Source organism: Halorussus salinisoli (genome assembly GCA_005239435.1).
GTDB classification, from domain to species: domain Archaea; phylum Halobacteriota; class Halobacteria; order Halobacteriales; family Haladaptataceae; genus Halorussus; species Halorussus salinisoli.
Window position 1 is genome coordinate 612,125 of sequence record ML241305.1, and the last position, 12,195, is coordinate 624,319.

General features: G+C 65.6%; 13 protein-coding genes. 11 read left to right on the top strand and 2 right to left on the bottom strand.

Features of this window, described 5'->3' with window-relative positions:
* Window positions 1–61 precede the first annotated feature (61 nt).
* From E2484_RS03105 to E2484_RS03140, 8 genes are all read left to right on the top strand, one after another.
* Window positions 62–1,432 carry an ABC transporter substrate-binding protein gene (locus E2484_RS03105; RefSeq protein WP_137283756.1) on the top strand — a complete coding sequence of 457 codons (1,371 nt, stop codon included), beginning with the start codon at window positions 62–64 and terminating at the stop codon, window positions 1,430–1,432.
* A 24-nt stretch (window positions 1,433–1,456) separates the two neighbouring features.
* On the top strand, window positions 1,457–2,323 hold the full coding sequence (locus tag E2484_RS03110) for a branched-chain amino acid ABC transporter permease (RefSeq protein WP_137283757.1): 867 nt from the start codon (window positions 1,457–1,459) through the stop codon (window positions 2,321–2,323).
* A 2-nt stretch (window positions 2,324–2,325) separates the two neighbouring features.
* Window positions 2,326–3,474 carry a branched-chain amino acid ABC transporter permease gene (locus E2484_RS03115; protein WP_137283758.1) on the top strand — a complete coding sequence of 383 codons (1,149 nt, stop codon included), beginning with the start codon at window positions 2,326–2,328 and terminating at the stop codon, window positions 3,472–3,474.
* Window positions 3,464–4,261: an ABC transporter ATP-binding protein gene (locus E2484_RS03120; protein WP_137283759.1), complete on the top strand. Its 798-nt coding sequence runs from the start codon at window positions 3,464–3,466 to the stop codon at window positions 4,259–4,261. The genes E2484_RS03115 and E2484_RS03120 overlap by 11 nt, the downstream gene beginning before the upstream one ends.
* Window positions 4,258–5,004 carry an ABC transporter ATP-binding protein gene (locus tag E2484_RS03125; protein WP_137283760.1) on the top strand — a complete coding sequence of 249 codons (747 nt, stop codon included), beginning with the start codon at window positions 4,258–4,260 and terminating at the stop codon, window positions 5,002–5,004. The genes E2484_RS03120 and E2484_RS03125 overlap by 4 nt, the downstream gene beginning before the upstream one ends.
* Window positions 5,005–5,136: 132 nt before the next feature.
* On the top strand, window positions 5,137–6,714 hold the full coding sequence (locus tag E2484_RS03130; RefSeq protein WP_137283761.1) for a long-chain-fatty-acid--CoA ligase: 1,578 nt from the start codon (window positions 5,137–5,139) through the stop codon (window positions 6,712–6,714).
* 25 nt (window positions 6,715–6,739) lie between these two features.
* Window positions 6,740–7,177: a thioesterase family protein gene (locus E2484_RS03135; RefSeq protein WP_137283762.1), complete on the top strand. Its 438-nt coding sequence runs from the start codon at window positions 6,740–6,742 to the stop codon at window positions 7,175–7,177.
* A 217-nt stretch (window positions 7,178–7,394) separates the two neighbouring features.
* On the top strand, window positions 7,395–7,574 hold the full coding sequence (locus tag E2484_RS03140; protein ID WP_137283763.1) for a hypothetical protein: 180 nt from the start codon (window positions 7,395–7,397) through the stop codon (window positions 7,572–7,574).
* Between the two features lie 66 nt (window positions 7,575–7,640).
* On the opposite strand, the gene E2484_RS03145 is transcribed toward E2484_RS03140, so the two are convergent.
* Window positions 7,641–8,702, bottom strand: a complete 1,062-nt coding sequence (locus tag E2484_RS03145; protein WP_137283764.1) for a zinc-dependent alcohol dehydrogenase family protein — start codon at window positions 8,700–8,702, stop codon at window positions 7,641–7,643.
* 123 nt (window positions 8,703–8,825) lie between these two features.
* Here E2484_RS03145 and E2484_RS03150 point away from each other — a divergent pair, with 123 nt between their 5' ends.
* The 3 genes from E2484_RS03150 to E2484_RS03160 are packed head-to-tail and all read left to right on the top strand — an operon-like array spanning window position 8,826 to window position 11,394.
* Window positions 8,826–9,965 (top strand): acyl-CoA dehydrogenase family protein, encoded by a 1,140-nt coding sequence (locus tag E2484_RS03150; RefSeq protein ID WP_137283765.1) that lies wholly within the window; start codon window positions 8,826–8,828, stop codon window positions 9,963–9,965.
* Window positions 9,966–9,967: 2 nt separating this feature from the next.
* On the top strand, window positions 9,968–10,840 hold the full coding sequence (locus tag E2484_RS03155) for an alpha/beta fold hydrolase (RefSeq protein WP_137284046.1): 873 nt from the start codon (window positions 9,968–9,970) through the stop codon (window positions 10,838–10,840).
* A gap of 26 nt (window positions 10,841–10,866) precedes the next feature.
* Entirely contained in the window at window positions 10,867–11,394 is a 528-nt protein-coding gene (locus E2484_RS03160; RefSeq protein WP_137283766.1) for an Lrp/AsnC family transcriptional regulator, read from the top strand.
* Window positions 11,395–11,723: 329 nt separating this feature from the next.
* Here E2484_RS03160 and E2484_RS03165 read toward each other — a convergent pair whose 3' ends face one another.
* Window positions 11,724–12,194: a MaoC/PaaZ C-terminal domain-containing protein gene (locus E2484_RS03165; RefSeq protein WP_137283767.1), complete on the bottom strand. Its 471-nt coding sequence runs from the start codon at window positions 12,192–12,194 to the stop codon at window positions 11,724–11,726.
* Window position 12,195: the final 1 nt, after the last annotated feature.

Below are 12,195 nucleotides of genomic sequence, written 5' to 3' on the forward strand. Positions count from 1 at the left end.
GTAGGGCATTGGTGTCACCCCACACATTTATGTGGATTGTTATGGAAAATCCACACGAACGATGGTTAACGATGGTAGGATAGACCCTGAGAAACGAGGGAATGGAAAGATAGCTTCGGGGACGGGAAACAATGATAAAAAGACGCCGGGGGGTTCCGACGTCGGTCGGCGTCGATTCCTGCACGTTGCCGGGACCGGCGTCGCGGCGACGTCGCTCGCGGGGTGTACGGGTGGGAGCCGGTCGAACGACGCGAAGACCCAGCAGGTACAGGGACCCATCAAAATCGGCGTACTCGCGCCCGAACCGGCGAACAATCCCATCGGCGCGTCGATGGCGAACTCGGCGGAACTCGCGGCGAACCAACTCAACGAGAACGGCGGCGTCCTCGGCGCGAACGTCGAAATCGTCGTGAAGGACACGAAGGAAGACCCCGCGACCGGCCAACGGAAGTACCAGGAGTTGACGGTCGGTGAGCAGGTCGACCTGACGACGGGCGTGTTCACGAGCGAGGTCCTGATGAACCTGATGTCCTCTATCGCCCAACAGCGGACGCTCCACATGAGTACCGGGGCGGCGACGCCCGAAGCGAGCCAGCGGGTCGCCGAAGACTACGACCGGTTCAAGTACTACTTCCGGACCGGGCCGGTCAACTCGACCTTTCTCGGACAGAACATGGTGGACTTCGCCGAGGCCAACTTCGAGTCGATGGGGTGGAACTCGGTCGCCATCCTCGCCGAGGACTTCAAGTGGACCGAGCCGATATCCGAGGCGCTCGACGGTTCGCTGAGCGACGTGGGAATCGACGTGCCGGTCAACGAACGCTACGCGAGCGGGACGGAGAACTTCTCGCCCATCTACGACGAGGTGGCGAGCGCGGGCGTCGACGCGGCGTACGTCGTGATGGCGCACACCGGTACCGCCGCGGTGGTCCAGTGGGCGAAACAGCAGCGACCGTTCGGGTTCGGCGGCATCCACGTGCCGATGCAACTGCCCTCGTACTACGAGTCGGTCAACGGGGCGAGCCGGTACGCGGTGACTCAGAACTCCGCGACGCCGACGAGCGAGATAACCGAGAAGACGGTGCCGTACGCGAACGCGTACAGGGAGGCGAACGGTAAGTTCCCCGTCTACACCGGCTACATCACCTTCGACGCGGTCAAGCAGTACGCCGAGGCGGTGAGGCAGGCCGGGAGCAAGGACGCCGAAGAAGTCATCCCGGTGCTGGAAGACATGTCGTACACTGGGACCACGACCGGAGCGCTCGAATACTACGGACGGGACGAACAGTTCCCGCACGACGTGAAGTACGGACAGAACCACGCGTGGCCGGTCTGGCTTCAGTGGAAGGAGACCGACGGGACGGGCAGTCAAGAGGTCATCTGGCCCGACGACCTCGCGACGACCGAGTACGAGTCCCCGCCGTGGGTCTGACCGACGCCCACTCGCTCTTCAATCATGGTTGACGCTCTCACTACGGCTATCAACGCCGTCACGATTAGCGCGCTGTACGCACTCGTCGCCATCGGATTCACGCTGATATTCGGCGTCGGCGGCGTGTTGAACCTGGCGCACGGTGCGATTCTCACCATCGGCGCGTTCACGGCGTACTACGCCACGAGCGCGCTGGGCCTCGGCATCTGGACCGGAACGGTCGCCGCACTCGTCGTCGCCGGACTGTTCAGCGCGGTGCTGTACGTCGGGATGATTCGGTGGGTCCAGGACGAACCGATAATGGTGATGATACTGACGCTCGTCTCCGCCATCGCCATCGAGCAGTTCTTCCTCGTCGTCGTCGGCACCCAACCCAAGGCGGTTCCCTCCCTGCTTCGGGGCCAACTCACGGTCGCCGGGAGTACGGTCCAGACGAATCAGGCCCTGACGTTCGTGCTCTCGTGGCTCCTCATCGGCGCGTTGATAGTGGCGGTCAACTACACGCAGACCGGCAAGGCCATCCTCGCAACCAGCATGAGTACGAAAGGGGCCGCGCTCGTCGGCATCGAGACCGACCGTATGTACCTCTACACCTGGTTTCTCGCGGGCGCACTCGCGGGAGTCGCCGGCGTCTTCCTCGCCTCGGTCAGAACCGCTGGCTGGGCGATGGGTCGCGGGCCGCTGATACTCTCGTTCTCCATCGTGGTCATCGGCGGTATCGGGTCCATCCGGGGGAGCGTGATCGGAGCGTACCTCATCGGGTTCCTCGAAGTGTTCGTAGTCACGTACGTGGACTCGAGTCTGAGTGGTCTCGCGGCGCTGGTCGTACTCGTGGTCGTCCTGCTGGTAAAGCCCGAAGGACTGTTCGGCCGCGAACTCGCGGAGGCCTGACCATGTCCGAGACCACCGAACGCGAGTCCTACCGCGACCTGCTCGACCCGACCTCGCTGGCGCTGCGCCACCAACTCGGCGTCCTCGGACTGGTGGCACTCGGCCTGCTCCCGTTGGGACTCGGCCCCCTGATGGTCCTGAAGCTCACGGGCGCGCTGTACTTCGCCATGTTCGCCATGAGTTGGGACGTCGTTTCGGGATACACCGGCCAGATAAGCTTCGGCCACGGTCTCTTCTTCGCGGTCGGGGGTTACTCGTCGGCCCTGCTCAACCTGAACTGGGGCGTCGAACCCACGATAGCGGTCGTGGTCGGGATGGTGCTCGCGGCGCTGGCAGGTATCGTCGTCGGCGTGCCCGCGCTCCGGTTGGAGGGACCGTACCTCTCGCTCGTCACGCTGGTCGCGCCGCTCATCCTGCTTCAGGTGTTCATCGTGTTCAGCGACACCTTCGGCGGCGAACTGGGGCTGTCGAGTCCCGAAGCGTTGCTCTCGTTCGAGAGCTTCGAGACCGCCATCACGGCCAACTACTACCTCGCGCTCGGCCTGTTCGCGTTCGTGTTACTCGTCCTGCTGGCGGTCACGCGCTCGGACGCCGGAGCGGTGTTCACCGCCATCCGGGAGGACGAGGACGCGGTCGCCGCGGCGGGCCTCAACCCGGCGAAGTTCAAGGTGTTCGCGTTCGTGCTGAGCGCCGCGGTCGGCGGTCTCGCCGGAGCGGCGTTCGTCCACACCCCGGTCGGCAATCCCCAACCCAGCCAACTCCTCGTCCTCACCGTCAGCATCGAGGTGATAATCGCCAGCGTCCTCGGCGGTATGGGGACCATCGTCGGCCCGGCGGTCGGCGGCCTGTTCTACTTCATGCTCCGGGACTACCTCGGCGGTCTCGCGTGGACCGTGCCGGTGTTCGACGTACCGGTGTCGGAACTCGACCTGCTCCTGTTCTCGATGGTCACGCTCGCGCTCCTGTTCTTCCTCCCCGGCGGCATCGTTCGGTGGACGATACGGAACGGGCGGCGAGCGTGGCGACGCGGCGACCGAGGCGACGGACGGGTCGTCCCGGACGGCGGGACCACGCCACTCGAACGAACCGCGACCTCGTATCGAGAGGCGCTGAGCGACGGGTCTCCACGGGAGGACGACGATGAGTGCTGACAGTTCCACGGACGAGAGCGCGGAGGCGACGACGGAGTCGTACGGGCCGGACGACGGCATCCTCGTGCTGGACGGTCTGACGAAGCGGTTCGGCGGACTGACGGCGGTCGACGACCTCTCGTTCGCAGTGGAGGACGGCGAGATACTGGGCTTCATCGGGCCGAACGGCGCGGGCAAGTCGACGACGTTCAACTGCGTGATGGGGACGTACCCGCCCACCGAGGGGACGGTGTGGTACCGCGGCGACGACGTGACCGGCGAGTCGTCCCACGGAATGGTCAAGCGCGGGATGGCCCGGACGTTCCAGTCGTTCCGACCGCTCCACGACCGAACTATCGTCCAGAACGTCGCGCTCGCACTCGTTCCGGATAGAATTGCGTCCCTCTCGGGTCTCCGAGGGGAGACCCGACGACGCGCGGCCGACATCTGCGAGCGAGTCGGACTGAGCGACCGACTCGACCAACGCCCGGACGAGCTACCGCACGCGGGCCTGTTGCGACTGGAACTCGGCCGCGCGCTCGCCACCGACCCCGACCTGTTGCTGGTCGACGAACCGTTCGCGGGCCTCTCCAACCGGGAGGTCGCGGGGATATCCGAGTTGTTGGAGTCGCTCCGAGACGACGGCATCACGATGGTCGTCGTGGACCACAACATGCGGGGACTCCTCTCGCTCATCGACCGCGCGGTCGTCATCCAGTTCGGTTCCAAAATCGCCGAGGGACGACCCGAGGCTATCAAACGCGACCCGCGCGTTCAGGAGGCGTACTTCGGAGGTGAGACGCCGTGAGCACCGACGCGGAGGGCCGCTCGTCGGCGACCGACCCGGAGCGTGCGGTCTTGCGGGCCGAGGACTTGCGCGTCTCGTACGGCGAGGTGGCCGCGCTTCGGGGCCTCGACTTCCACGTCGAGGAGCGAGAAATCGTCGCCATCATCGGGCCGAACGGCGCGGGCAAGTCGACGCTCGCCGACGCCGTCTCCGGCCACCTGCCCTACGAGGGGAGCGTCAGTTACCGCGGTCGTGAGGTGGCGGACTCGCGGGCGAGCGACCTCGTCTCTCGGGGGTTGATTCACTGCACCGAGACGCGAGACCTGTTCGGCTACATGAGCGTGGACGACAACCTCGACCTCGGCGCGTACCGACACCGCGACGACCTCGACGGGCGGCGCGAGTTCGTCTACGACCTGTTCCCGACGCTCGAAGAGCGCGCCGACCAGAACGCCCGGACGATGAGCGGCGGCGAACAGCAGATGCTGGCTATCGGCCGGGCGCTGATGAGCGACCCCGACCTCCTGCTCCTCGACGAACCGACGCTCGGACTCGCACCGGTCGTTCTCGACGACATCAGCGACGGCATCGAAGAGATTCGGGACGCGGGCGTCACTGTGGTGTTGTGCGAGCAGAACGTGACGTTCGCTATGGACCACGCCGACCGAATATTCCTGCTAGAGAACGGCCGGTTCGAGCGCAAAGGGACGCCCGAGACGCTTCGCGGCGACGAGTACATCCGCGAAGCCTACCTCGGCGGGTAGTTCGGCGTTTCGGTTTCCACCGTAAGAATTCCGTTTGTCTTTTCTACAGCTGTTAGAGAATTCCGGAGCTCGGCTCAAAATCGGTTCTTCACGGGCAAATCTTTAGGTGTTGAAGTACGATATCTGTGATATATGCCAAACCTTACCACGAACGTGGAATCGGTCGCGGAACGACACCCGGACGAAGTCGCGGTCTCCTACCGCGGTCACGACACGACCTACGCCGAGTTCTGGGCGCGAACCGGTCAGTTCGCGGCCGGACTGAACGACCGCGGTCTCGGAGAGGGCGACCGAGTCGCCGTCTACCTGCCGAACGTTCCCCAGTTCGTGACCGCGTTCCACGGGACGCTCCGGGCGGGAGGGGTCGTCGTGCCGATGAATCCCCAGTACAAGTCGCGGGAGATCGGCCACCTCCTTTCCGACAGCGGCGCGAAGGCGGTCGTGACGCTGTCCGACCTCGTCCCGTTCGTCGAGGAGGTCCGAGACGACACCAACCTCGAACACGTCGTCACCGTCGGCGAGGAGTCCGGCGCCGGAACCGACTTCGAGGCGTTCCTCGGCGACGCCGATTCCGCGGTCGTCGACCGCGCCGACGACGACGTGGCGGTCCAACCGTACACCAGCGGGACGACCGGCCAACCCAAGGGCGTCCAGTTGACGCACCGAAACCTCGCGTCGAACGCCAACACCGCGGCGGACCTCGTGCCGGAGGGTATCCGGCCAGAGGACAAGCAACTTGGGGTGCTCCCCCTCTTCCACATCTACGGCATGACGGTGGTGATGAACGCGACGCTGTTCAACGGCGGGACCTACTACCCGCTCCCGGAGTGGGACGCCCAGGAGGCCGTCTCGCTCGTCGAGGAGGAGGGACTCACGCTGATGCACGGCGTTCCGGCGATGTACAACGACGTCATCAACCAGCCGAACGCCGAGGAGTTCGACCTCTCGTCGCTCCGCCTCGCGGGCGTGGGTGGGTCCGGCATCCCGGTCGAGGTGCTGCGACGGTTCGAGGACATGTACGACGTGAAGCTCTACGAGGGGTACGGACTGACGGAGACCAGTCCCGTGACCCACTTCAACTCGCCCGAACAGGGCCGACGCGTCGGGAGCATCGGCAAGTCGCTCCCCGGCGTCGAGGCGAAAATCGTGGACTCGGACTTCGAGGAGCGCCCGCGGGTCGAGCGCGGGCCGGTAGACGAGGAGGAGACGGACCTGGACGAGATAACCGGCGAACTCGTCGTCGCCGGGCCGAACGTGATGAAGGGGTACGCCGGCCTGCCGGAGGCCAACGAGGAGGCGTTCACCGAGCGCGACGGAACGAAGTGGTTCCACACGGGCGACATCGGCTACTGGGACGAGGACGACTTCTTCTACGTCGTGGACCGGAAGAAGCACATGATAAACACCGCCGGCTACAACGTCTACCCGCGCGAAGTCGAGGAACTGCTCTTCGAACACGAGGCGGTGGCGGACGCCGCGGTAGTCGGCATCCCCGACGACCGCCGCGGCGAGACGGTCAAGGCGTTCGTGGTCCCGGTTCCCGACGCCGACGTGACGCCCGACGAGATTCGGCAGTTCTGCCTGGACAACCTCGCGGAGTACAAACACCCCCGCGAGGTCGAGTTCGTCGAGGAGCTCCCCCGGACGACCACCGGCAAGGTCCAGAAGTTCGAACTCCGGGAGCGAGAGACGGAGGCGGCCGCCGAATGACCCCGCTACGCACTCGACGACCCGCATGAGCGACGACGGCCCACTTTCGGACGTCCCCGAGGGACTCGAATACGAAGCGCAGTGGGAGGCCTGGGCCTTCGAACCCCAGACGGTCGTGGACGACCTCGCCGTCGCCGCGACGCCCGAGATGGTCGGCTTCATGGAAGGAACCCTCCGCGACGGAGTGACGCCGCACCTCCCCGACGGCCACCGCATCGTGGGCGTGCGAGTCGACTGCGAACACCGCGCCTCCACTCCGGCGGGGGAGGAGGTCACCGTCTCGATAACCGTCGAGGAGGTCGATGCGGAGAGCGGGCGACTCGTCTCGACCGCCAGGGTCGAGGACGACCGGGGCTTGGCGGCCACGGGCCAACTGCGCCACGCGGTCGTGAACCGGGCGGCGTTCGCCGACCGCATCCGGGGCCGCGGCAGTGTGGAACGCGGGAACGCGGACGCAGAGTAACCGTCTCGACCCGGTTTCGGCAATGTATTCGTTTCTCAGACATAGGAAGATGCACGATAAGAAGTTGTAGATGTTTCTTTCCTCCGGCACCGCGTCCCGCGGCCGACCTGACGACGGCGTGCCCCGGTCGACCGGACGACCGCGTTCCCCGGCCGATCGGGCGGTCGGCGAACAGTACAGGAAAACGCCTTACTGCGTTCGGTCCCTCTCGACGGACGTGACTACCGACTGTACGTACTGCGGAAGCGACGTGTACGAACACGACGCGCTGTTCGTGGCCGAGCAGCGAGGCGACGAGCGCGAACGGGCCGGGCAGTTCTGTAACTACGCCTGCCTGTCGGCGCACATCGACGAGGAGAATCTCGTCGAGGGAACGTGTTGCACCCTCGACCGCTGAGCGACGGGTCTGCCGGAGCGCGGACGGTGAAATCGGCGACGGAGCGGCCCGAGTTGGCTCCGTCGCTCAGAACTCGTCGACGACCGGGATGCCCGCTGTCTCGTAGTCGCTCATCGCCGCGAGTCGGTCGGACACGTCGTCCAGCGTCACCGTCTCGGAGACGACGGCGCTCGGGTCGAGCGTCCCCGTCTCGACCATCCGGAATATCTCGTCGTAGCGCGGCGGTTGCATCCCGAACGAGCCGAGGAACTCGACCTCCTTCATCACCATCGCGTCGGTCGGGAGACCGACCGTCCCCTGCTCGTCCTGCGACGTGAGACCGATCTGGACGTGCTGGCCCCGGCGGCGGAGACACCTCACCGAGTTCCGGCACGTCTCGGCGATGCCCAAGGCGTCCACCGAGACGTGCGCGCCGCCGTCCGTGAGCGCCATCACGGCCCGCGGGACGTTCTCGGCCTCGGCCGCGTTCACGGTCTCGTCCGCGCCCAACTCCTCGGCTTTTCCCAACTTCTCGTCGGTGAGGTCCACGGCGACGACGTTCGCGCCGACGGCGTCGGCGACGTGGACCGCCGAGAGGCCGACCCCGCCGCAACCGTGGACCGCCACCCAGTCGCCCGCCTCCACGTCGGCCCGGTGGACGAGTCCGTGGAACGCGGTGACGAACCGGCAGCCGAGTCCGGCCATCGTGACCGGCGAGACGCCGTCCGGAAGCGTGACGACGTTCTGGTCGGCCGCCGGGACGTGGACCTCCTCGGCGAACGCGCCGGGCGCAGCCTCGGCGAACCCCAGCGGGAGCAGGTTCTCGCAGACGTTCGAGTGGCCGGCCCGACACTCGGGACAGGTCCCGTCGCTGAGGTTGAACGGGACCGCGACGCGGTCGCCCTCCCGGACCCGGGTCACGTCCTCGCCGACCTTGGCGACGCGTCCGGCGGGTTCGTGACCGAGAATCTGGCCTCTCGGTGGTTTCGCGCCGATCCAGTCCCAGTCGCCCTGCCACGCGTGCCAGTCGCTCCGGCAGATGCCGCAGGCCTCGGTCTCTATCACGACGCCGTCCGAATCGGGGTCGGGACGCTCTACGTCTTCGATTTCGAGGGGTTCGCCGTACTCGCGTAGTACTGCGGCGCGCATACCGAGTCGCTGGACGCTCTCGCACATAAATCTACGCCCGGTTGTACGCAGAAATCCGATATTTCGTTAACAGTAGTTCCGACTCTGCCCAAAATACTTTTTATTGGAAGGTGACGTTCGGATATGGCATTCCGACTGTCAGACGAACAGCGGGCGATACGCGAGGCGGTCCGGACGTTCGGCGAGGAGGAGATACGACCGGTCGCGCGCGAGCACGACGAGCAGAAGAAGTACCCCGCGGACCTCGTCAAGAAAGCCGCGGAACTCGACTTCGTGGCTCCGTCCATCCCAGTCGAGTACGGCGGCGCGGGGATGGACGTGCTGTCCGCGACGATAGTGACCGAAGAACTCTGGCGGGCCGACCCCGGCATCGGGAGCGCCATCGGGAGCCGCGGGTTCGGCTCGAACATGATCCGGAAGTACGGCGACGAGTGGATGAAGGAGGAGTGGCTGACCCGCATCGCGTCGGGCGAGTCGGCCTGCTGCAGTTGCATCTCCGAGCCGGCCCACGGCTCGAACGTCGCGGGCATCGAAACCCGCGCCGAACGCGACGGCGACGAGTACGTCATCGACGGCAACAAGATGTGGATAACGAACGGTACCGTCGCCGACGTGGCGGTCGTGATGACCAAGACCTCGCCCGACGAGGGCCACCGCGGCATCACCGCGTTCCTCGTCCCGACCGACGCCGACGGCTTCGAGACGGAGAAGATCGACAACAAGCTCGGCATCCGGGCCTCCGACCTCGCGGAGGTCATCCTCGACGGCGTGCGCGTCCCAGAGGAGAACGTCGTCGGCGAGGTCGACGAGGGCTTCTACCAGCTCATGGACTTCTTCGCGTCCGGGCGCACGAGCGTGGCGGCACAGGCCGTCGGCACCGCACAGGCCGCGCTCGACGCCGCGCTCGACTACGCCGACGAGCGCGAGCAGTTCGGCCAGAAGATCGGCGAGTTCCAGGCCATCCAGCACAAACTCGCGGAGATGGCGACGAACGTCGAGGCCGCGCGCTCGCTGGCCTATCGGGCGGCGTCGTACGTCGAGTCGGGCGACGACCAGATGGCCACCCAGTTCGCCAGCATGGCGAAGCTGTTCGCCAGCGAGCACGCGGTGGACGTGGCCGACGAGGCGATTCAGGTCCACGGCGGGGCCGGGTTCGTCACCGACCACCCGGTCGAGCGCTACTACCGCGACGCCCGCATCACGAAGATCTACGAGGGGACCAGCGAGATCCAGAAGAACATCATCGCGGACAATCTGCAATGACCATGCCCGGACACGACGAGTGGAGCGACCGACAGGAGACGGCGACCGTGACCGTGGACGGTCACGAACTGGACGTGGCGTACTACGAGGAGAACGAGGCGCGGAGCACTTCGCCGGACGACGACCCGCCGGTCGTGTTCCTCCACGGCATCCCGACGTGGTCGTTCCTCTGGCGCGAGATTGCCCCGACGGTCGCCGAGGAGCGCCGGGTCGTCGCGCCCGACCTGCTCGGCTACGGTAACTCCGCGATGCACGACGGGTTCGACCGGTCGATACGCGCCCAGGAGGCGATGCTCGACGCACTGCTCGACCGACTCGGAATCGAGACCGTCTCGCTGGTCGCCCACGACATCGGCGGCGGGGTCGCCACGCGGTACGCTGCACACGACCCCGAGGCGGTAGAGAAGCTAGTGCTGTCGAACGCGGTCTGCTACGACTCCTGGCCGGTCGAGTTCGTCAACGGACTCGGGATACCGGGGACCGTCGAGGAACTGAGCGACGAGGAGTTCGACGCGAAACTCGACTTCGCGTTCGCCGACGGCCTGTACGACGACGAGGGCCACGACGAGTTCGTCGCGGGGATGAAGGCCCCGTGGCAGACCGAGGAGGGCCGAGTGTCGCTCTCGCGAAACGCGGTGGCGACCAACACCAACCACACGACCGAGATCGACTACGAGGCCATCACCGCCGAGACGCTGCTGCTCTGGGGCGGCGACGACGTGCTCCAACCGGTCTCGTACGCCGAGCGACTCGCCGACGACCTGCGGGACGCGGAACTCGCCGTGCTGGATCGGGCCTACCACTGGGTCGTCGAGGACCGCCCGGAGGCGTACCGCGACCGACTCGAATCGTTCCTCGCCGAAGGAGAACCCTGATAACTGGGTCCTCAGAAAGCAATAGTATGACCGACGGAACGGACTCACCGAAGTGGGACTTCAAGGACCGCGACATCGCGATCCTCCGGGAGTTGACCCGGGACCCCCAGCTATCGTCGCGCGACCTCACCGCCATCCTCGCCGAGGAGTACGACATCGAGGTGTCTCACGTCACCGTCAGCGAGTCCATCCGGGAGATGCGCAACGAGGGCGTGTTCCGCGAGGCCGTCATTCCCAACGAGGAGTACTACATCTTCGGCCTGTTCGAGTTCAAGTTCAACGCCGAGAACTTCGAGGAGGGGTGGCGCGACGCCATGGAGTACATCCGCGACGACCCTCACACCCTCTTTTACTTCCTCTCCGACGGCGAGTACCAGTGGAAGACCGTGATGATGTTCCCCACCCGAGAGGCCGAGTCGCGGTGGATACACGAGTGCTACAAGGAACACGGCGACGTCATCGCCAACATCCGAAACTCGGTCATCCACAACGTGCTGAAGTTCGGCACCGACCCCGAGATATTCGAGGGGTTGAACGACGAGCAGGGGGAGTAGCGGGAGCCACAGACGAGTTCACGAACCCTTCGACGCGGTTACCTGACAAACGAGGAGTACGGAGCGTCCACTACGAGAGAGAGGATTCAATCGAACAGTTCGCCGTTGAGACCGTCGTTACCCTTCAGATACGAGCGAAGGAACGTATACAGGTAAACGAACAGGACGCCAGCGATCAGCACTGTTGCTATTGCTTTCACATCCCTACTTCTACTCTATTTTATATAAAACACTTTCCCAATTCGCGGCGTCTACTTCCCGGACGGTTCGGCGTATTCCGCCCGCGGTGAGTCGCCGCGGAAATCGTTCTGTCCCGCCTACGGCGTAGCCTACTTCACCAGCGAGAGCAGTTCGCACGACAGCACGACCTCGTCCCGCTGGTTCAGCACCTCGGCCTCGTACCGGACCACCCCGTTCGCGGTCGGATGCTCGCGTTCCTCCTTTTCGACTAGTTCCAACCCGGCGCGAATCGTGTCGCCGAGTCGAACCGGGGCCCTGAAGCGAAGTCGGTCCACGCCGTAGAACGCCACCACGTCGGCCCGCCGGTCGCCAGCGCGCCGCGCGAGACCGGTCGTCATCGAGAACACGAGCGCGCCGTGGGCGACTCGCTCCCCGAAGTCGGACTCCGCGGCCTCGGTTTCGCTCGTGTGAATCGGGTTGAAGTCACCGCTCACGCCCGCGAAGTTCGTGACGTCCGCCTCGGTCACGGTCCGCGAGGGGGTCGTGACTCGATGGCCCACGTCGAGTTCCTCGAACGAGGCAGTCGCGGCGTCGCGCTCCGCGGACGAGTCCTCGCCCATC